Genomic DNA, 20,439 nt, shown 5'->3' with positions numbered 1-20,439 from the left:
GCGACCGGCGTCCACGCGGCCGGGAAGCCGTCCGCGCACGGGGCGACCGGCACGCGGTGGACCGTCCGTCAGCGGCTGGCCCGTGTGGTTGGGACCGTTCCCGGCTGGGGAACCTGCCAGCAGACCGGGAGCGGTCGCGGTCGACCGTCCGGGCCTCGGCAGCCCGCACGGGACCACCCTGGAGAGGAACAGCATGTCCACCTGGTTCATCACCGGCTGCTCGAGCGGGCTCGGGCGAGCCCTTGCCGAGGCAGTCATCCGGGCCGGCCATCACGCCGTGGTCACCGCACGCGACGAGGCCAAGGTCGCCCACCTCGTGGAGCTGGCTCCGGATCGCGTGCTGGGCGCGGCACTGGACGTCACCGACCCGGCGCGAGGGGCAGCTGTCTCTCGACAGGCCGAGGATCGCTTCGGCGCCGTCGACGTCCTGGTCAACAACGCCGGATACGGGTACCGCGCCGCGGTCGAGGAAGGTGAGGACGCCGACGTCCGTGCGTTGTTCGAGACCCACTTCTTCGGGGCGGTGACCATGATCAAGGCGGTGTTGCCCGGGATGCGGGCGCGTCGCGCGGGGGCGATCGTCAACATCTCCTCGATCGGGGCCCACATCAAGCCACCGGGATCGGGGTACTACGCAGCGGTGAAAGCGGCACTCGAGGGGATGTCCGGCTCCCTGCGCGCCGAGCTGCGACCGCTGGGCATCTCGGTGACGGTGGTCGCGCCCGGCGGATTCCGCACGGACTTCTCCGGTCGGTCGCTGACCCAGTCCCGGAGCGTGATCGACGACTATGCCGAGACGGCGGGCAGGCGCCGCAAGGAGCGCGACACGACGCACGGAACCCAGCCAGGCGACCCGGTGCGCGCCGGCCGGGCCATCCTCACCGCCGTCGAGTCCGCCGAGCCGCCGGCGATGCTCATGCTGGGCAGCGACGCCCTGACCAGCTACCGGCAGGTGCTCGGCGCGGCCCTCGCCGAGACCGACGAGTGGCAGGAGCTCAGCGTCAGCACCGACTTCGAGGGCTGATCCGCAGCGCGAGCCGGGTGACCGTCGGTCAGCGGCTCCGTAGGCCGGCCGGTCCACCGGCGGTCCGGCTTGCCGGTAGGGACGCGGAGGTGGCCGAGGTGGTCGCGACCGAGGTTCCGGAGGGCGACCCGTCTCTGTGAGCACGCCGTCCCTCTCCCGGACGGCTGGCCGTCCGGCCGGACACCTGGTCGCCATCGCTCGGGAGCTCGCGGTGGTGCGCCGGGCGGGGACCCCGGTGGCCGAGCTCCCGGGAGATCGCCGCACACGCCCTGGGCGCTGGACGTCCTGGAGCCATGACGCTCCACCCGAACTCGCTGCCACGAGCTGTCGAGCTCGGTGGGATGCGCGTTCCGTAGATCACGCGGTGACCGCTGGATGCCAGCCGCGCTTCGAAGGCGGATCCGACCTTGCTATCACCGAGGACTGCCGAGTTCATGGGTCTCCTGCTGCGCGAAGGACCGTTGGTGCCAGTCGTGGATGCGCCAGCGGTCGCCACCGTCAGCGCGTGGCCTCCGCATGGTCGATCCCTCGCGGTAGCCGGACTCGTCCGGACCGCGCTGCACCGCTGACGCGTGCCGTTGCGGGTCGGCGAGACACGGAACTGCGGGTGCGGCTGTCAGGTCAGTTGGTCGACAGCCGGTGGTGGGTGTCGGCGTAGTTGACGCCGGCGGTGGAGACGTCGGAGAGCTGCTGTCCCTCGCCCGGCGTGGGGTCGGGCAGGTCGACGACGTCCAGGACCTCGGGGCCACCGGATTCGGTGATCTGCACGGCTCGCATGCGGATGAGGCTAGTCAGCGGAACGCGACCGCCCCGTGACGCATCCGGTGGGGCGCTCGCAGCGTGCGGACACCCGGCGACGAAACCCCTCGGTGCGTGACGGGCGGCCGCGATCCTCCTGCCGGGGGTCCCGCGGTGGTGCGGCGGGCGGCGGTCTGCCCGGGCCCCATCCCATCCAGTGCCGAACCCGGGAGACAGAGATGAGCAGCATCACGACCGCTGACGGCACCGAGATCTTCTACAAGGACTGGGGCACGGGCCAGCCCATCGTGTTCAGCCACGGCTGGCCGCTGTCGGCCGACGACTGGGACGCGCAGCTGCTGTTCTTCCTGCAGCAGGGCTACCGGGTCATCGCGCACGACCGGCGCGGACACGGTCGTTCGAGCCAGACCGGGGACGGGCACGACATGGACCACTACGCCGACGACCTGGCTGCCCTGACCACGCACCTGGACCTGCACGACGCCGTGCACGTCGGTCACTCCACCGGCGGCGGCGAGGTGGCGCACTACATCGCTCGCCACGGTGAGGACCGCGTGGCGAAGGCCGCGCTCATCAGCGCCGTCCCCCCGCTCATGGTGCAGACCGAGGACAACCCCGGCGGCCTGCCGAAGAGCGTGTTCGACGACCTGCAGGCCCAGCTGGCCGCCAACCGGTCGGAGTTCTACCGCGCGCTGCCGGCCGGGCCGTTCTACGGGTTCAACCGGCCCGGGGTCGAGCCGTCCGAGGCGATCATCCAGAACTGGTGGCGGCAGGGGATGATGGGTGGTGCGAAGGCGCACTACGACGGGATCGTGGCCTTCTCCCAGACGGACTTCACCGAGGACCTGCGGAAGATCACCGTGCCGGTGCTGGTCATGCACGGCGACGACGACCAGATCGTCCCGTACGCCGACTCGGCACCGCTGTCGGCCAAGCTGCTGCAGAACGGGACCCTGAAGACCTACGCGGGCTTCCCGCACGGTATGCCGACGACGCAGGCCGAGACGATCAACGCCGACCTGCTGGAGTTCATCCGGTCGTGACGGTCCCGGCTGCGCAGCTCCGCGAGCGTCAGGGCAGTTGACGGACGGACGGGGGTGCGCGTCGGCGTAGTGGGCGCCGGCGGAGACGTCGAGCACCTGCTGCCCAGGCTCCCGTCGATCCGTCGTGTCCGTTCGCCGTCCGGGTCGGACCGGGGCCGCGATCACCCCTCGCAGCACGCCCGGTGCAGCCACTCCGGCTCGTGCCACCAGTGGGTCCGGTCGTGGGGGTGGTCGCCGAGCCGCCAGCCGGGGGTCGCTCCCGCGGTCGCCCGCACCAGCGCGGGGACGGCGGATGGCCGGGCGCGCTCGTCGAAGGGCGCGAGCAACTCGTCGACGGTGTGCAGCCGCCCGCCGACCATCACCTGCGCCACGTCCGCGGCCGCGCGGATGTCGGCGAGCGGATCGCCCCGGACGAACGACAGGTCGGCCTGCGCGCCCGGCCGCACGACGCCGAGCCGGTCCTCCGCGCCCAGCCACCGGGCCGGGTTGCGGGTCGCCGTGACCAGCGCCTCGTACGGGGTGAAACCGCCGCCGACCATCGCCCGCAGGTTGGCGTGCAGCGAGATGGCCACGTTGTCCAGCGGGGCGTCGGTGCCGGCGATGACGAACCCGCCGCCGCGGTGGATGCGCAGGAGCATGTCGACGTTGCCGGCCAGCAGCGCGCGGGTGGTCGCACCGGCCGGGCCCGCGGCCTGCGCCACCCGGTCCAGCAGCAGCTGGTACTCCCACGCCGGGTACAGCGTGCGGGTGCGCCGGTCCTCCACCAGTGCCGGGTCGTCGACGTGCACGACCGTGGAGTTGAACAGCGTCGGGGTGATCGACATCCCGGACGTGGTGAACAGGGTGATCACGTCGTCGTACGCGCGGCCGAGGCGGCTGACCGTGTGCGAGTAGCCCAGGCGGTTGGTGGCGCCGGTGTGCTCCATGCCGTCCATGCCGATCGTGGCCGCCGGGTAGAGGTAGTGCGACGTCAGCCGGAGCCCGAGGTCGTGGGCCAGCCGCACGGCGCGTCTCTGCAGCCGCACCGGCAGGCGCACGTAGGTCTTGACCAGGTCGTAGCGCAGCCGGCGGGCGCGCTGCACCTCCAGGTCCAGCTGCTCGGCCGAGAGCGTGGGCCGCATGAAGTTGTAGTAGACGCGCGAGCCGTCGATCGCCTCGCCGGTCGCGAACAGGCGCGGGCCGACCAGGGTGCCCGCGGTGAGCGCCTCACGGGTCTCCTGCATCTGGTAGGCGGGGTCGCCCGGCGAGCGGGTGGTGGTGATGCCGTAGCTGAGCCACACCAGGCCCTGCCGTGCTCCCCAGGCCCGCCCGCGCAGGTGCCAGTGGACGTGGGCGTCGATGAGGCCCGGCATCACGGTGAGCCCGGAGGCGTCGACGTCGGGACGGCGGGCGGGGTCGTGCGGGCGGACCGCGGCGATGCGCGGCCCGTCGAGCACGACGTCGACGTCCGGGCGCAGCTGCTGCGCGACGCCGTCCCAGAGCCGGCCGGCGTGGACGGTGCGCGGCTCGCGCACGCTCGCCCGGGTGTAGGTGAGGTCCAGCGGCACCGTGGTCGCCGGGTTCCCGGCGATGGTCGTCCGCCGCAGCCGGCCGCCGCTGAGGTAGAGCAGGGTGCGCGCGTCGAGCCAGACCGGGGAGTCGGTGATCTCGCTCGTCACCGCGCGCGGGGTGCCTGCGGGCCGGCCGGTCGGGCCGACCGGCACGACGTGCAGCAGGCTCTCGACGACGAAGGCCAGGTGCCGCCCGTCGGGGGAGAAGACCGGCCCGTCGTCGCCGCGCGTCGACAGCGAGCGGAACGGCATCGGCTCGACGTACTCGAGGGCGCCGGAGGCGACGTCGACGAACAGCAGCTGGCTGGTGCCCTCCCGGAAGCGCCCGGAGAACGGCTTGACCGCGGCCAGGACCAGCGTGCGCCCGTCGGGGGACCAGCTCATCCGGCCGGGCTGGAACAGGGCCGGCGTCACCGGGCGCGCCTGCAGGGTGTCCAGGTCGAGGACGCTGCCGACACCGTTCTGGTCCTGGAAGGCGATCTGCCGGCCGTCGGGGGAGAAGCGCGGCGCCGTCTGGGCGCCGGGCAGGGCGGTGACCCGCCGGTCGGTGCCGGTGACGAGGTCGTGCAGCCACAGGTCGGCCTCACCGGCCCGGTCGCTGGCGTAGACCAGGCTCCGGCCGTCCGGGGCGAAGTCGGGGTCGGAGTTGACGTAGCCGTCGGCGACCAGCCGGCGCGGTCGGCCGCTCCCGGCCACGTCGGCGGTCCACAGCGCGTTCAGGGCCCGGAAGGCGATCCGGCGACCGTCGCGCGACGCGACCGGCCCGGCGATGCCGAGCGCCCGGCGCGTGCCCGTGGAGCCGAGGTCGGGGCGCCGGGGCTCCGGGCGACGCGTCCGCACGGGCACGACCGCGGTGAACGGGACCTCGCCGGGGGACCCGTCGACCAGCTGCCGCCAGATGCGCCCGTCGGCGGTGTAGACGAGCTCGTCGTCGGACGACCACGACGGCGGGAGGGCGAAGACGTCCCGTCCCTGGGTGACCTGCTTGCCGTCGACCACGAGGTCGCTGCGTGCGCCGGTCAGGCGCACGTGCGCGAGCCGGCCCGACCGGGGCGAGTACGACGGGCCGTGGACGGAGCTGCCCTCGACGGTCGGCACGAGCGTGCGGCGGGCCCCGCTGGCGAGGACGACCTCGTCGATGCGGGTGGCGTCGACGGTGAAGGCGACCCGGGTGCCGTCGGGCGACACCGTCGGCTCCCCGTCCTCCCCCGGGCCGGCGGTGACGGCGCGGACCCGTCCGGTCGCGAGGTCGAGCAGGTGGATGTCGTACGTGCCGGCACCGGCGCGGTCGGAGGAGAGCAGCATCCCCGAGCCGTCGGGCAGCCACCGCGGCTCCCGGTGGTCGTACGGGCCGGAGGTGTGCTGCGTGAGCCCGCTGCCGTCGGCACGGATCGTCCACAGGTGGTAGTTGCCGTCGCGGTAGGACTGGAACGCGAGGGTCCGCCCGTCCGGCGACCAGGCGGGCCGGGTGGCGTCCTGCAGGTCGTCGGTGAGCCGTCGGGCCGGGCCGCCGCCGGTGGGCAGCACCCAGATCGACACCACCAGGTCGAGGGCGAGCTCCCGTCCGTCGGGCGATGCGGCGACCATGACGTTGGTGGCCTGCCGCAGCGTCGTGGGGAGGCCGTCCACCGCTCGCGCGGGCGGAGCCCACGGGATCGGCAGTGCGGCGGCCGCGGCGAGCAGTCCGCCGGCCTGCAGCACGCGCCGCCGGGTGATCCCGGCGGGGGAGCCGGGTACGTCGTCGCTCGGGCGCTGGCACGGGTCCGGCACGAGGGCCTCCTGCGGCCGCCCACCCCCTCGTGTCCCCGGGTGGGGACGATGGGTCACCGGGCATCCTGCCGCCGCCCACAGCGGCGCGTCGAGGGCCCGTCACGATGTGGGGTCGCAGCAGCTGCGGCTGCCGTGCCACCGGCGGAGGCTGTGGTTGGCTCGACGAGCGGGGACGACGGAGGAGGGCCTCATTCCGGCTGACCAGATCCTGGACGAGGCGACGCGGATCGCCGATCTCCTGCTCGACGTCCAGACGCGGGTGAACGGGCAGATCGACGCCGCGCTGACCGAGCTGCTGCCCGGGGTCCAGCAGCGGCTGGGCGTCTCACCGGCGGACGGCGTCGACCCCTCCGGCCTGGTGAACACCAGGATCACCGGCCTGAGCGTCGTGGTGACCCCGGCCGCGGTCGCGACCGTCGTCCCCCTGCCGGCCGGGTCCGCCGCCACGACGAGGGCCGGGCGTCGCGCCGTGACCGACATCGTCGCCGGCCGCGACGACCGCCTGGCCGTCATCGCCGGCCCCTGCTCGATCCACGACCCGGAGGCCGCGCTGGAGTACGCCGCCTTCCTCGCCCGCATGCGGGAGCGGCACGGCGACGACCTCGAGATCCTGATGCGGACCTACACCGAGAAGCCGCGGACCGAGGTCGACTGGAAGGGGTTCGCCTACGACCCGTTGCTCGACGGGTCCAGCCGGATCAGCGTCGGGCTGGTCGCGACCCGGCTGCTCATGTGCCGCATCACGGCCCTGGGCGTGCCGGTGGCGGCCGAGCCGCTGAACGCGCTCACGCCGCAGTACGTCAACGGACTGGTCACCTACAACGGCGTCGGCGCGCGCAACGTCACCGACCAGACCGCCCGGGAACGGGTGTCGGGCTTCTCGTCCGTCGTCGGCTTCAAGAACTCCCCGGAGGGCAGCATCGACGCCGCCGTCTCGGCCGTGCTGACCGCGCGGGCACCGCACGAGTTCCTCGGCGTCGACCACCACGGGGTGAGCGCCCAGCTGTCGACGACCGGCAACGACACCGCCCACGTGATCCTCCGTGGCGACGAGGACGGCCCCAACCACTCCGCCGCGCACATCGCCGAGACGAAGCGGAAGCTGGCGCAGCGCGGGCTGCCGGAGGTGGTCGTCGTCGACGCCTCCCACGGCAACAGCCAGAAGGACCACCGGCGCCAGATCCACGTCGTACGGGACCTGGCCGGGCAGGTCGCCGGCGGTGAGCGGGCGATCCGCGGCGTGATGGTGGAGAGCAACCTCGTCGCCGGGAGGCAGGACCTCGACCGCCGGCACCCCGAGCGGCTGCAGTACGGCCTGAGCGTCACCGACGCCTGCGTCGACCCCGGGACGACGGAGGTCATGCTGGCCGAGCTGGCCGAGGCGGTGCGGTCACGGCGGTCCGGGGACCGCTGAGGGGAGCGCCGCCGAGCTCAGCCCTGCTGTCCCTCCCCGGCCGGGAGCTCCGGGGCGTCGAGGAGCACGACGAGGTCGGCGCGTTCCCTCGAGGCCTCGACGACCTCGCCGTTGGGCAGGTCAACGGTCTGCACCCAGTCCTCGGACGCTCGGCGCTCGTGGCCGTGGGACAGGCGGCGACGGAGGAGCCGCCCTGTGCGCACCTCGGGGGGCACGTCGAGGTACCAGACCTGGTCCAGGCACGGCCGGACCTCGTCCCACCCGTGGTCCTGCACGAGCAGGTAGTTGCCCTCGGTGAGGACGAGGGGCGTGTCCGGGGGCACCGGGACGGCGCTGCCGATGGCCTCCTCCAGGTCGCGGTCGAAGACGGGGCCGTAGACCGTGCGGTCGGACGGCGTCCGCAGCCGCCGGAGCAGGGCGACGTAGCCGTCGACGTCGAAGGTGTCGGGAGCGCCCTTGCGGTCCCGGCGCCCCAGCCGCAGCAGTTCCTGGTTGGCGTAGTGGAAGCCGTCCATCCCCACCAGCGCGACCCGCTCCCCGAGTGCCTCGACCAGTGCCGCGCAGACGGTCGACTTGCCCGCCCCCGGCGCGCCGGTGATGCCGAGCAGTCGCCGCCCTCCGGACGCCAGGGCCGTCGCCCGGTCGACCAACTGCTGCACCGTCTCGCGGACGACGGGCGGCGCGCCCGCGCCGGACGTCGCGACTGGCTCCTGCACTGGCGAGGTCCTCTCTCCCGGCACCCGTGGTCGCAGCGGGCCCGTGGTCAGCCTCGCAGGCGCACGGACAGGCAGGTCACGCAGCCCTCGAGCTCCTCGAACTCGGTCACGTCCACCGCGACGACGCGCAGGCCGCGCGCCTCGAGCAGCTCCCGGGTGGCCGGCGCGCTCGAGGACATCAGCACCGTCGTGCCGTCGAGCAGGACGACGTGCGCCCCCTCCCGCTCGGGGACGGCGAGGAACCCGGGCCAGACGGCGGGGTCGTCGACCAGCGGCTCGAAGCCGACCACCGTGCCGTCCGGCAGCGCGGTGACGCCGGACTCGAGGTGCAGGACGCGGGTGACCGGGGTGCCCACCACCTCCGCGCCCAGGGGAGCGAGCAGCGCGGCGAGCTGCGCCAGACCGGCCTCGTTCGTGCGCCCGCCCAGCCCGACCCACACGGTGCCGTCGTGCTCGAGGACGTCGCCGCCGTCGAGCGTCCCGGGCGCCTCGATCCGGGCGATCCGGTAGCCGAGGGCCGCCAGCGTCCGCTCGGTCCCCGCGGTCTCGGGCCTGCGCTCGTCGGCGCCCGGCCGGGACACGACGGCGAGGTCGCCGTGGACGACGACCGTGTCCTCCGCGAACACCGCGTCGGGGCAGTCGTCAGCGGGCGGCACCTCGATCGTCTCCCAGCCCTCGGCCCGCAGCGCGTCGACGTAGCCCTGCCACTGGCGCAGCGCCAGGTCGCCGTCGACGGGCGTGCGGGGGATGTGGGTGACCAGCCCGTCGGCCAGCCGGGGGCCGGGGCGGCGGACCAGCGCGCGCTTCCGCATGCGGGGGATGGTGGCAGGGGACTGCGCGGCCGACCCGCGCCGGGGCAGCGGCCCTCAGCCCAGGCGGGCGCCCACGACCGCGATCCCGGGACCCTCCAGCGCCTCCAGGCCGGCGCGTCGTCCCGCCGCGACCAGCAGCAGGTCGACGTCGGGCCCGCGCAGCTCGGCCCCGTCGCCGAGGGTCCACCCGGTGTCGGTCGAGACCAGTCGCACCCCGGCCAGCCGCCGCGGCCCGCCCATGAACCGGTTGGTGGCGACGTAGGCCAGGCAGTCCGCCACCACGTCGGGAGGCGACACGTGGCGCCGGCCCAGGGGCCGGGCGATGTCCTGACCGTGCACGACGAGGTCCATGAGCGGGTCCCTCGGGGTGCTGCCGGGGAACCGCCGGGTGGAGTCGGCGCTCTCGCGCAGCTGCGCGACCAGATCCTCGGGGCCGTACGCCGCCGACCGCTCCGCTGCCAGGTCGACCGCCACCCGGTCGAAGCTGCCGCGCGCCCGCACCGCCGCGCGCAGCAGGCGGGGCACGGTGATCCTCGTCGTGACCGTCAGGTGGGCGACGACGTCGCGCACCGTCCAGGCGGCACACAGCGACGGCGTCGTCCACCCCTCGTCGGGGAGGTCGGTGACGAGGTCGGCGACGCGGTGCCGCTCGGCGGCCACCGCCGCGTCGACGGCGGCACGGGACAGGGCAGGCGGGGTGCTCATGCGGTCCCGACTCCGACCACCCCACGAACTCGTCGGTCAGGAGGCGGCGGAGCGGACGTCGTCCCCGGCGTACCAGGCGCGCAGGCGGGCGAACCCCTCGTCCAGGCTGACCTCGGGCCGCCAGCCCAGCGCGGCCCGCGTGCGCCGCTGGTCGAACCAGTGGGCGGTCGCCAGCTGCTCGGCCAGGAAGCGGGTGAGCGGGGGGACCGACCGCCGGCGCGTGACTGCCCAGACCGCCTCCGCGGCAGCGCCGGCCGCCCAGGCCGCACCGAACGGCACCCGGCCGCGCGGCCCCGGGACCCCGGCCGCCCGGCACAGCCGGCCGAGCACCTCGGCGACGGGGCGGGGCTGCCCGTTCGAGACGACCAGCGCCTCGCCGTGCACCGGTCCGCACGCGTCCACGGCGGCGACCAGGGCCGCTGCGGCGTTGTCGACGTAGGTCGTGTCGATGAGCGCCGCGCCCGACCCGATCACCGGCAGCCGCCCGGCCCGCGCCCGCTCGACGATGCGGCCGACGAGCTGGGTGTCGCCGGGGCCCCACACCAGGTGCGGGCGGACGGCCAGCACGGCCAGCGCGGGGGAGTCCGCGGCCAGCGCGTCGAGCTCGGCCACGGCCTTGGAGCGGGAGTAGCGGCCGCGGGCACGTGCGGGGTCGGCGGGTCCGGCACCGACCCCGGCGAGCGCCGTCCCGGCGTGCGCCACCGACGGGGACGAGACGTGCACCAGCCGGCCGACGCCCGCGGCCCGGCAGGCGTCGAGGACGGCCCGGGTGCCGGCGATGTTCGCGTGCGCGTACTCGGCCCACGGACCGGTGACGTCGACCTTCGCGGCCAGGTGCAGCACGGCGTCCTGCCCCCGGGCGGCCCGCCCGACGACGTCCGGGTCCGCGACGTCCCCCAGCACCTCCGCGCACGGCAGGCCGGAGGGACGGCGCTGCAGCACCGTCACCTCGTCCCCGCGCCCGAGCAGCCCGGTGGCCGTGGTCCGGCCGAGCATCCCGCTCGCCCCGGTGACCAGCACCCTCACGGCCGGCGGGGGGCCCGTGCGCCGGCCAGCACCCGCGCGGCCCGGCGGGCGACCTCGCCCCGGTCCACCTTCGACTGGTGCCGGACGTCCACCGGCAGCCGGGAGGTGACCAGGACCGCGGCGACGTCGACGCCGGCGGCCGCGCGGACGGCGTCGGCGAGGTCCGCCCCGGCCAGGGCCGGTCGGCCGCCGAGCCGGGTCCGGCGTCCGGACGGCACGACGACCACCACGACGACCTGCGCCCCGACGGGTCCCACGCCGACGGCCGCGGCGGCCGACACGCCGTCGACCGCCTCCACCCTCTGCTCGACCCCGACGGGCGTCACCGGCCCGGCGGCCGTCGTGACCACGTGCTGGAGACGCCCCTCGACCCAGAGCCGCCCGTCGGCGTCGAGGTGCCCGACGTCGCCGGTGCGGTGCCAGCCGGGGTCCCGGGACGTCGACCGCTCCAGCGCCCACAGCGCGTCGTAGCGGTCCTTGACGTGCGCGGCCCGCACGCAGACCTCGCCGGGGACGCCCGGGCGGTCGGTCAGCGCGCCGTCGGCCCGCCCGTCGGAGGACAGCGGGCTGACCCGCACGTCGACGCCGGGCAGGGGCCGGCCCACGCACACCCCGTCGCCGGTGCCGGCGGCCTCGATCTCGGCGAGCGAGACGTCGGTGACCGGCAGCACCTCGGTCATCCCGTAGGGCGTGTGCGGATCGGCGGCGGGCAGCACCGTCCGCAGCGACCGCAGCAGGGACGCCGGGACGGGCGCGCCGGCGGACATGAGGAGCCGGACGCGGGCCAGGGCCGTGCGCTGCTGCGCCGAGAGGCCCGCCGCCGTGGCCACCACGCGCCGCAGCGCCGCCGGGGAGGCGAACACCACGGTCGCGTCGACGGCGGCCGCGGCGTCGGCCAGCGCCGCCGCGGTCAGCGAGCCGGGCGCGGTCACGTCGACGTCCGGCACCGCCGACCCGATGCCCAGCGCCGGCCCGAGGATCGCGAACGGCGCGAACGCCGCCACGAACCGGTCGTCGGCGGTGAGGCCGTAGGTGGACCGCACGAGTTCGAGCTGGGCGGCCGCCTGGCGGTGCGTGTAGACGACGCCCTTGGCCGGTCCGGTGGCCCCGGAGGTGAACAGCACGGCGCAGTCGGCGTCCAGCGGCGGTTCGGCGGGCACCGGTGCCGACCGGCCGAGGGCCTCCAGGTCGGCGAGCGTCGAGCGGGCACCCAGGCCGCGCAGCGCCGTCCGGCCTCCCGGACCCGCGGCGACGCGGGACCCGGGCAGGCCCATGAGGCGCGCTGCGGCCAGACCCGACCGGCTGCCGACGACGCAGTCGACCGCGGCGCTGCGCAGCGCCCGGCGCATGCCGGCCAGCCCGAGGCCCTTGTCCGCGACGACGACGACGCCCCCGGCCCGCCAGACGGCGTAGACCGTCGCGGTGAGGTCGGCCGAGGGCTCCACCAGCAGCGCGACGCGGGACCCCGGGCGGACGCCGGTCGCCGCCAGCCCGGCGGCGAGGTGCGCCACCCGCCGGGACAGCTGCGACCAGCTCACCGTCGCGCCGCCGACCTCGACGACCGCGGGCGAGTCGTCGTCCGCCCGCTCGTCCAGGGCCGACCACAGCCGGCGTCCGGTCGTCGCGGGCGCCGGCCGCGCGGGTGCGCGGTCCCCGGCGTCGAGGTCGGCCACCCACTGCGCCACGGCTCGCGCGTACTGCGGCGCGTCCTCGGGGAGCAGGTGGGAGGCGCCCTCGTAGCGGTGCAGCCGGGCCTGCGGCAGGCGGTTGCGCAGGTCGGTCAGGTACCGCTCGCCGAACACCGGGTCGCGGGGGCCCCACAGCAGCAGTGCCGGGACGTCGAGGCCGCGGATGCCCTCGGCGATCGCCTCCTGTGCCGGGCGGGACGGGTGGCCGGGGGAGAACGGGATGTCGGCGACGAAGTCACCGACCGACCGGCGCCGCGCCGGGGAGCGGTAGGGCTCGGCGAAGGCGCGGCGGACGTCGGCGGGCAGGGCCGGCCGGGACAGCGCCGTCGTCGCCCGGACGAACACCGGGGTGCCCACGGTGACCGCCGCGCGCACGCCGGGCGCGGAGGCCAGCCGGATCAGGGCCGGCCCGAGGTCGCCCTCGGGCATGGCGACGGCCGTGTTGGCCAGGACGACGCCCCGCAGCTGGTCGCGGTGCTCGAGTGCCCAGCCCAGCGAGATGACCCCGCCCCAGTCGTGCCCGACGGTGACCACCGGGCCGGTGACGCCCAGCGCCGCGGTGAGGTCGCCGAGGTCGGCCACCCGCTGCCGCAGGAGCCGCGGCCCGGTCAGCCGGTCGGACCACCCCATGCCGAGCTGGTCGGGGGCGACCACCCGCCAGCCGGGCGGGGCGGCGGCCAGCAGCCGGCGCCACAGGTAGGACCAGGTGGGGTTGCCGTGGACGCACAGCAGCGTGCCGACCGGCTCCCGGACGCCGTTGTCGAGGACGTGCCAGCAGTGCTCCACGCCGTCGGCATCGGCGACGGTCAGGAGCCGGGACCAGGCCGGGTCCAGCCCCGGGAGCGCCGGCCGGGCGGGCGTCTCGTCGGCCGCCCTCACCAGGCGATCTCGAGGCAGGAGGCGTTGAGGCCCGACCCGATCCCCATGAGCAGCACCCGGTCGCCGCCGACGAGGGAGTCCTGCTGGCCGGCCAGCGTGAAGGGGACCGAGGCCGGGCCGAGGTTGCCCCGGGTCGGGAACGTCGTCGGCACCAGGGCCGGGTCGATCGAGAACCGGTCGCACATGGCCTTGGTGTGCACCTTGGAGACCTGGTGGACGATGTACCGGCTCATGCCGCGGGCCCAGTCGAACTCACCGGCGGCGTCCGCCCAGAGTTCCTCGGACAGGCCGAGCCCGGCCTCGAGCAGGCCCTTCAGGTCGGTCCGCATCTCGTCGTTGTCGCCGGTGCAGAGCTCGTGGTGCTCGCTGCCGGCCCGGCTCGCGGAGCCGACCAGGCGATGCCCCTCCGGGTGCCGGTCGGCGCGCCCGAGGACCATGGCGACCGCACCCGAGCCGAGGGTCAGGGTCGCGAACTGCGCCAGCACGTCCTTGGACGTGGTGTCCGGGCGGTTCAGCCGCTCGACGGTGCGCTCCTGGACCGGCCGGGAGTCCTCGCCGTTGACCACCAGGACGTGGTCGGCCATGCCGGAGTCGATCATGGCGGCGGCCAGCTCCATGCCGTTGACGAAGCCGAGGCAGGCGTTCGTCACGTCGAAGTTCTGGCACGAGCGCGGCAGGCCCAGCGCGTGGTGCACCGCGACCGCCGTCGAGGGCTCGAGGTACCGGCGGCTCACCGAGGTGTTGACCATCAGGCCGATGGACGCCGGGTCGACGCCGCTCTCGCTGATCGCCTTGGCGCCGGCCATGGCGGCCCCGTCGACGAACGTGACGCCGTCGGCCCACCAGCGGCGCTCCCGGATGCCGGCGAGGCGCTCGAGCAGGCCGCGCCGCAGGCCCACCCGCTGGTAGGTCCCCTCGAGCGCGTCGTCGAGGTCGTCGGAGCCGACCACCCGGGTGGCGTCCTCGGTCTGGACGGCCAGGACCGCCGTGTTCGTGAACCTGCGTGTGCTGTTGCTGCTCATCTGTGGGATCCAGTCCTCCGCCGGGCCGGCTCCCCATCACGTGCCGCCCTCGTCCGTCGCGCTCTACCCGAGCCGTGCCCCACTACTCCACCAGCCCGGGCCCCCGCACGTCACGCCCGGGCAGCCCGTCACCGGGTGTGACCTGCACCCACCGACTAGGTTCGGGACCCGGACGTCAGCGATCGGCGCAGGGGGTGTGGCACGTGGCGAGATCGGTGCTCGTGACCGGTGGGAACCGCGGCATCGGGCTGGCGATCGCCCGCGCGTTCGCCGAGCAGGGCGACCGGGTGGCGGTGACCCACCGTGGCAGCGGCGCCCCCGAGGGGCTGTTCGCGGTGCAGTGCGACGTCACCGACACCGAGGCGGTCGACCGGGCCTTCACCGAGGTCGAGGAGCACCAGGGGCCGGTCGAGGTCCTGGTGAGCAACGCCGGCATCACCCGGGACGGGCTGCTCATGCGGATGAAGGAGGAGGACTTCACCGACGTCCTCGACGCCAACCTCACCGCCGCCTACCGGGTGTCCAAGCGGGCCGCGGCCAGGATGGTGCGCGCGCGTCGCGGCCGCATGGTCTTCGTCTCCTCGGTGGTCGGGCTGCTGGGCTCGGCGGGCCAGACGAACTACGCGGCGTCCAAGGCCGGGCTCGTCGGGCTCGCACGCTCGATCGCCCGCGAGCTGGGCAGCCGGGGCATCACCGCGAACGTGGTGGCCCCCGGCTTCGTGCAGACGGACATGACCGCCGCGCTGCCGGAGGAGCGGCAGCAGGAGATCCTCGGGCAGGTGCCGCTGGGGCGGTACGCCTCGGCGGAGGAGATCGCCGGCGTGGTGCGCTTCCTGGCGAGCGACGCGGCCGGCTACATCACCGGGGCGGTCGTCCCGGTCGACGGCGGACTGGGAATGGGGCACTGATGAGCGGCATCCTCGAGGGCAAGAAGATCCTGGTCACCGGGGTCCTCACCGAGGCCTCGATCGCCTACGCCACCGCGCGCATCGCGCAGGAGCAGGGCGCCACCGTCGTCCTGTCCAACTTCGGCCGGGCGCTGTCGCTGTGCCAGCGGATCGCCAAGCGGCTGCCCCAGGAGGCGGCGGTCGTCGAGCTCGACGTGACGAACACCGAGCACCTGGCCACGCTGGCCGACCGGCTGCGCGAGCACGTCGGCGACACCCTCGACGGCGTCGTCCACTCCATCGGCTTCGCGCCGCAGGAGGCGATGGGGGAGGGTTTCCCCGAGGTCGCCTGGGAGCACGCGGCGACGGCGTTCCAGGTGTCGACCTGGTCGATGGCCTCGCTCACCCAGGCCTGCCGGCCGCTGTTCGGGGAGCAGGCGTCGGTCGTCGGCCTGACCTTCGACGCCACCGTCGCCTGGCCGGTCTACGGCTGGATGGGCGCGGCCAAGGCGGCGCTGGAGTCCACCTCCCGCTACCTGGCCCGGGAGCTGGGCCCCGAGGGCGTGCGGGTCAACCTCGTCGCCGCGGGTCCGCTGCGCAGCATGGCGATGAAGTCCATCCCGGGCAGCGCCCAGTTCGAGGAGGCGTGGGAGGCGCGCGCCCCGCTCGGCTGGTCGGTGACCGACACCGAGCCGGCCGGCAAGGCCGTCGTCGCGCTGCTGTCGGACTGGTTCCCGGCCACCACCGGGGAGATCGTGCACGTCGACGGGGGCTTCCACGCCGTCGGCGTGTGAGAGGTCTCGCCGCATCCGCCCGCGGCCTGGGGTAGAAGGGGAAGCGTGCCGCTCCAGACCGACGTCGACATCACGCCCGCCGGCCAGCGTCCCGACGAGGACCCGTCGCTCGCCGTCCGCAACAACGGCGGGACGCCGCCGTCCGCCGACCCCGCGCCGTCCGGACGGCGGGAGGCGCTGCTCGTGCTCGGCTTCGGCGGCCCGGAGGGGCCCGACGACGTCATGCCGTTCCTCGAGAACGTCACCCGCGGCCGCGGCATCCCGCGCGAGCGCCTGCTCGACGTCGCCGAGCACTACATGCACTTCGGCGGGGTCAGCCCGATCAACGAGCAGAACCGGGCGCTGACCGCGGCGGTCGAGCAGGAGTTCGCCGACGCCGGCCTGGACCTGCCGGTCTACTGGGGCAACCGCAACTGGTCGCCCTACGTCGAGCACGTCTGGCAGCAGATGGCCGACGACGGCATCGAGCACGTCTACGTCTTCCCCACGTCGGGGTTCGCCTCCTGGTCGGGCTGCCGGCAGTACCACGAGGACGTCGCCCGGGCCCGCTCCGTGTTCACGGGTGCGGCCCCCGGCGGCGGGCCGACCGCCGAGAAGCTGCCGCACTACGGCGACCACCCCGGCTTCGTGCAGGCCAACGCCGAGGCGCTGGCGGCCGCGCTGGCCTCGCTGCCGGAGGACCTCCGGGACACCGCGCGGCTGGTCGCGACGGCGCACAGCATCCCCGACACCATGGCCGCGGTGGCCGGGCCGGACGGCGGCGCCTACCAGGCCGAGCTGCTGCGCTCGGCGCGGCTCGTGGTCGACGCGGTCGTGCCCGGCCGCGACGTCGACCTGGTCTGGCAGTCGCGCAGCGGCCCGCCGTCGGTGCCGTGGCTCGAGCCCGACGTCAACGACCACCTGCGGGCGCTGGCCGCGGCGGGCGAGAAGGCCGTCGTCGTCTTCCCGATCGGCTTCGTCAGCGACCACGTCGAGGTGATCTGGGACCTCGACAACGAGGCCGAGGAGACCGCCGAGGAGCTCGGCATGGCCTTCGTCCGGGCGGGGACGGCGGGCACCCACCCGGCGTTCGTGGCGATGGTCCGCGAGCTGGTCGAGGAGCGCCGGTCGGGCACCCCGCCGCGGCTGGGCACCAACTGCCCGGCGGCCTGCTGCTTCGTCCGTCGGCCTACCGGCCCCCGCCGCGGCCAGGAGCCGTCCCCGGCCTGAGCTGAGCCGCTGCATCCCGCCTGCGCGGAGCCCTCCGGGCCCCACTCGGCGGGATCCGCCGCTCAGGGCGCGGAGGGCAGCGGCTCGGTCGACCCCGCCCCGAGCGCCTCCTGGACGTGCCACAGGCCGGCGCGGACCATGCGCCCGTAGGCGTCGTCCGTGAGCTCGTCGATCGACGACGCCGCCGCTGCCAGGTGCCGCCGTGCGCCCGGCGCATCGCCGAGCCGGCGGAGGCAGTCGGCGAGGTCGAGGTGCAGGGACGGCAGCACGCCGCGCACCCGGAGTGCCGCGTCGTGCTGTCGTGCGCGCTCGTCGGTGAGGGCGCCCGCTGCCGCCAGGGCTCGCTCGTCCCAGCGGAGCTCCGCCCGGACGTCGTCCTGCAGGTCGGCGAGGAAGTGGGCGAGCGTCACCCGGTGCAGCGGGTCGCCGTCGGGCCCCACCCGCTCCCACAGGCCGGTCAGCCGCTGGCGCGCCTCGGCACGTGCACCGCCACGACCGAGCTCCACCGCGGCGACGATCTGCGCCATGGTCTCGTCGGAGGTACTCGTGGGGGCCGAGCGGTCCGTCACCTCGGGACGGCGTTGTAGGCGGCGGTGACCGCCTCGCGCACGGCGTCGCCCAGCGGGCGCAGCGCGTCGTCCCGGGCCGCGGCCTGGCGGTGGGTGACCGCGCCGCCGGGCGCGTCGGTGAGCGCCAGGTCGAGCACCCTCGCCAGCCGCTGGGCGCGCGCCAGCAGGGCCATCGCGACCGGGTCGGTGCCCGGCGGCATCCCCGGCACGTGCGCGGCCTTCGCCAGCCCGGCCAGCAGCGCCGGCACCTCGGGGTGCCACCGCGCCAGGTCGAGCCCGGCCAGGGTGCGGGCCGCGTCGCCGACGGCCAGGTCGAGCGCGCCGGACACCGCGCGCAGCGATCCCTCGACCGGCGGCGGCACCGGAGGGGCGCCGGTCAGGTCGAACGCCGTCCACTGCACCACCTCGGGACCCAGGGGCTCGGGCACCAGCGCCACCCGCTCGCCGACGGCGGCCTGCCCGGCCTCCACGGCCAGCTCGGCCAGACCCGGGACGCGCGGCAGCCCCCGGACGTCGCCGGGCACCGGCAGCACCAGCCGGACGCGGTGCTCGCCGGCGCCGCGCAGTGCGCTCAGAGCCCAGCCGAGGGGGACCGCCGCGTCGGTGCCGGGCAGGCCGCAGACCCGGTGCGCGGTGTCGCCGACCAGGGCGTCGAGTGCGTCGTCGTAGGAGGCGCGGCCGGTGAGCCAGGCGGTCGCCCACACCGCGAACCGGCCCGCGGGGAAGTCGTGCACCCGGCGAGGTTATGCCGGGCCCCGGCCGAGATGACGATCCGGTCGCGATCGATCACAGCGCGGTCCGGATCTGGGAGAGTGCGGACGTGGACGCCTGGGTGCTGTGGCTGATCGCGTCGGGCCTGTTCACCGCCGGTGAGCTGGCCAGCGGCGACCTGTTCCTGCTCATGCTGGCCGGCGGCGCGCTCGGCGGCGTCGGGGTCGCGCTGCTCGGCGGTCCCGTCGTCCTGCAGCTGGTCGCCTTCGTCGTGGTCTCGGCGCTGCTGCTGGCGGTGGTGCGGCCACTGGCCAGGCGCCACCTCACCGAGGGCACCCCCGAGCAGCCCGACGGCGTCGCCGCGCTCGTCGGCCGCACCGCGAAGGTGACCCGGGCCGTCGACGGGCACGGGGGGCGCATCCGCCTCGGTGCCGACGAGTGGACCGCCCGCAGCCAGTACGGCGGTGAGCACTTCCCGGTCGGCGCGACCGTGCGGATCCTCCAGGTGGACGGCGCCACCGCAGTCGTCGGTGACGCCCTCGAACTGGAGTAGCGCCTCCCACGGGTGATCGCGCGTCGCGCCGTGACCGCATCGTCACCGGAGCCGGGCAGGATCGGCGACTGGACCCGGAGGAGGGAGCGTTCCCGTGACACCCGCACTGATCGCCCTGATCGTGATCGCCCTGCTGGTGGTGGTCGTCGTCGCCAAGAGCGTGACGATCGTGCCGCAGGCGCAGGCCAAGGTCGTCGAGCGGCTCGGCCGCTACAGCCGCACGCTCTCGCCGGGCCTGTCGTTGTTGGTGCCCTTCATCGACCGCGTACGGGCCACGATCGACCTGCGCGAGCAGGTGGTCTCCTTCCCGCCGCAGCCGGTGATCACCTCGGACAACCTGCAGGTCGGCATCGACACCGTCGTCTACTTCCAGGTGACCGACCCGCGGCTGGCCGTCTACGGCATCGCCAACTACATCACCGGCATGGAGCAGCTGACCACGACGACGCTGCGCAACGTGGTCGGCGGGCTGAACCTCGAGGGCGCGCTGACCGGCCGCGACGGGATCAACAGCCAGCTGCGCGAGGTGCTCGACGGCACGACCGGGCCCTGGGGTCTGCGCGTCGCCCGGGTGGAGATCAAGGCGATCGACCCGCCGCCGTCCATCCGCGACTCGATGGAGAAGCAGATGCGGGCCGACCGCGACAAGCGGGCGATCATCCTGCAGGCCGAGGGTGCCCGGCAGTCGGCGATCACCACCGCCGAGGGGCAGAAGGCCTCGGCGATCCTCTCCGCGGAGGGCAAGAAGCAGGCGGCGATCCTCGAGGCCGAGGCCGAGCGGCAGAGCCGGATCCTGCGGGCCGAGGGTGAGCGCGCGGCGCTGTTCCTGCAGGCGCAGGGCCAGGCCAAGTCGATCGAGACGGTCTTCCAGGCCATCCACGACGGCAAGCCCGACCAGGGGCTGCTGGCCTACCAGTACCTGCAGACGCTCCCGCAGATCGCCCAGGGCGACGCGAACAAGATGTGGATCGTCCCGAGCGAGTTCAGCAAGGCCCTGGAGGGCCTGGCCAAGCTGGGCGGGGCGGACGGCGACGGGCGGTCCTGGATGGACGTCGACGGGTCGGCGGACGGTGCCGGCCGGCCGGCCGCCGAGCTGGACACGTCGGGCTGGTTCGAGTCGGCACTGCCCCGCGCCGCCGACCAGCCCGAGGCGAAGATCGAGCTGACGAGCATCGCCGACACCGCGCCCGCCGTGCCGGCACCGGCGATCCCGGACACGACGTCACTGGCCCGCGCCGCCGAGCACGAGGCCGCCGGCGAGAACCCGCAGCCGTCGAGCTGACCCGACCCGCGACAGCGCGCGGTCCG

General features: G+C 75.2%; 18 protein-coding genes. 8 read left to right on the top strand and 10 right to left on the bottom strand.

What is annotated here, in order from left to right; all coding sequences use genetic code 11:
• Positions 1-193: 193 nt before the first annotated feature.
• On the top strand, positions 194-1,024 hold the full coding sequence (locus tag ACI79G_RS09250; protein WP_456880839.1) for an oxidoreductase: 831 nt from the start codon (positions 194-196) through the stop codon (positions 1,022-1,024).
• A 621-nt stretch (positions 1,025-1,645) separates the two neighbouring features.
• On the opposite strand, the gene ACI79G_RS09245 is transcribed toward ACI79G_RS09250, so the two are convergent.
• Complete coding sequence (locus ACI79G_RS09245) at positions 1,646-1,801, bottom strand: Zn-dependent oxidoreductase (protein WP_456880838.1); 156 nt, start codon at positions 1,799-1,801, stop codon at positions 1,646-1,648.
• A 200-nt stretch (positions 1,802-2,001) separates the two neighbouring features.
• Here ACI79G_RS09245 and ACI79G_RS09240 point away from each other — a divergent pair, with 200 nt between their 5' ends.
• Positions 2,002-2,826, top strand: coding sequence for an alpha/beta fold hydrolase (locus ACI79G_RS09240; protein WP_456880837.1), 825 nt, complete (start codon positions 2,002-2,004; stop codon positions 2,824-2,826).
• Positions 2,827-2,987: 161 nt separating this feature from the next.
• On the opposite strand, the gene ACI79G_RS09235 is transcribed toward ACI79G_RS09240, so the two are convergent.
• On the bottom strand, positions 2,988-6,146 hold the full coding sequence (locus ACI79G_RS09235; RefSeq protein ID WP_456880836.1) for an amidohydrolase family protein: 3,159 nt from the start codon (positions 6,144-6,146) through the stop codon (positions 2,988-2,990).
• A 154-nt stretch (positions 6,147-6,300) separates the two neighbouring features.
• Here ACI79G_RS09235 and ACI79G_RS09230 point away from each other — a divergent pair, with 154 nt between their 5' ends.
• On the top strand, positions 6,301-7,560 hold the full coding sequence (locus ACI79G_RS09230) for a 3-deoxy-7-phosphoheptulonate synthase (RefSeq protein ID WP_456880835.1): 1,260 nt from the start codon (positions 6,301-6,303) through the stop codon (positions 7,558-7,560).
• A gap of 17 nt (positions 7,561-7,577) precedes the next feature.
• Here the strand turns inward: ACI79G_RS09230 and ACI79G_RS09225 are convergent, their stop codons facing one another.
• The 6 genes from ACI79G_RS09225 to ACI79G_RS09200 are packed head-to-tail and all read right to left on the bottom strand — an operon-like array spanning position 7,578 to position 14,408.
• Positions 7,578-8,276 (bottom strand): nucleoside/nucleotide kinase family protein, encoded by a 699-nt coding sequence (locus tag ACI79G_RS09225; protein ID WP_456880834.1) that lies wholly within the window; start codon positions 8,274-8,276, stop codon positions 7,578-7,580.
• Positions 8,277-8,323: 47 nt separating this feature from the next.
• The gene (gene ddaH, locus ACI79G_RS09220) at positions 8,324-9,088 is read right to left on the bottom strand and encodes a dimethylargininase (protein ID WP_456880833.1); all 765 of its coding nucleotides are present in this window, start codon (positions 9,086-9,088) and stop codon (positions 8,324-8,326) included.
• Between the two features lie 54 nt (positions 9,089-9,142).
• On the bottom strand, positions 9,143-9,793 hold the full coding sequence (locus ACI79G_RS09215; protein ID WP_456880832.1) for a maleylpyruvate isomerase family mycothiol-dependent enzyme: 651 nt from the start codon (positions 9,791-9,793) through the stop codon (positions 9,143-9,145).
• Between the two features lie 36 nt (positions 9,794-9,829).
• Positions 9,830-10,819 carry an NAD-dependent epimerase/dehydratase family protein gene (locus ACI79G_RS09210; RefSeq protein ID WP_456880831.1) on the bottom strand — a complete coding sequence of 330 codons (990 nt, stop codon included), beginning with the start codon at positions 10,817-10,819 and terminating at the stop codon, positions 9,830-9,832.
• The gene (locus ACI79G_RS09205; protein WP_456880830.1) at positions 10,816-13,386 is read right to left on the bottom strand and encodes an alpha/beta fold hydrolase; all 2,571 of its coding nucleotides are present in this window, start codon (positions 13,384-13,386) and stop codon (positions 10,816-10,818) included. Before ACI79G_RS09205 ends, ACI79G_RS09210 begins: the two co-directional genes overlap by 4 nt.
• Positions 13,383-14,408, bottom strand: coding sequence for a 3-oxoacyl-ACP synthase III (locus tag ACI79G_RS09200; RefSeq protein ID WP_456880829.1), 1,026 nt, complete (start codon positions 14,406-14,408; stop codon positions 13,383-13,385). The genes ACI79G_RS09205 and ACI79G_RS09200 overlap by 4 nt, the downstream gene beginning before the upstream one ends.
• A gap of 203 nt (positions 14,409-14,611) precedes the next feature.
• Between ACI79G_RS09200 and fabG the strand changes: the two genes are divergently transcribed.
• From fabG to ACI79G_RS09185, 3 genes are read left to right on the top strand one after another with little or no spacing between them, the layout of a single operon-like run.
• Positions 14,612-15,316 carry a 3-oxoacyl-[acyl-carrier-protein] reductase gene (fabG, locus tag ACI79G_RS09195; protein ID WP_456880828.1) on the top strand — a complete coding sequence of 235 codons (705 nt, stop codon included), beginning with the start codon at positions 14,612-14,614 and terminating at the stop codon, positions 15,314-15,316.
• On the top strand, positions 15,316-16,089 hold the full coding sequence (gene fabI / locus ACI79G_RS09190; RefSeq protein WP_448618667.1) for an enoyl-ACP reductase FabI: 774 nt from the start codon (positions 15,316-15,318) through the stop codon (positions 16,087-16,089). Before fabG ends, fabI begins: the two co-directional genes overlap by 1 nt.
• A 45-nt stretch (positions 16,090-16,134) precedes the next feature.
• On the top strand, positions 16,135-17,298 hold the full coding sequence (locus tag ACI79G_RS09185) for a ferrochelatase (RefSeq protein WP_456880827.1): 1,164 nt from the start codon (positions 16,135-16,137) through the stop codon (positions 17,296-17,298).
• A 62-nt stretch (positions 17,299-17,360) separates the two neighbouring features.
• Here ACI79G_RS09185 and ACI79G_RS09180 read toward each other — a convergent pair whose 3' ends face one another.
• Positions 17,361-17,825 (bottom strand): hypothetical protein, encoded by a 465-nt coding sequence (locus ACI79G_RS09180; protein ID WP_456880826.1) that lies wholly within the window; start codon positions 17,823-17,825, stop codon positions 17,361-17,363.
• Positions 17,826-17,863: 38 nt separating this feature from the next.
• Positions 17,864-18,601: a hypothetical protein gene (locus ACI79G_RS09175; RefSeq protein WP_456880825.1), complete on the bottom strand. Its 738-nt coding sequence runs from the start codon at positions 18,599-18,601 to the stop codon at positions 17,864-17,866.
• Between the two features lie 86 nt (positions 18,602-18,687).
• Here ACI79G_RS09175 and ACI79G_RS09170 point away from each other — a divergent pair, with 86 nt between their 5' ends.
• Together ACI79G_RS09170 and ACI79G_RS09165 are read left to right on the top strand one after the other, a co-directional pair.
• Positions 18,688-19,131, top strand: a complete 444-nt coding sequence (locus ACI79G_RS09170; protein ID WP_456880824.1) for an NfeD family protein — start codon at positions 18,688-18,690, stop codon at positions 19,129-19,131.
• Positions 19,132-19,225: 94 nt separating this feature from the next.
• Entirely contained in the window at positions 19,226-20,413 is a 1,188-nt protein-coding gene (locus ACI79G_RS09165) for an SPFH domain-containing protein (RefSeq protein ID WP_456880823.1), read from the top strand.
• Positions 20,414-20,439 lie beyond the last annotated feature (26 nt).

Source organism: Geodermatophilus sp. SYSU D00779 (assembly GCF_054050595.1).
This window is presented reverse-complemented; position numbering and strand designations above follow the sequence as displayed.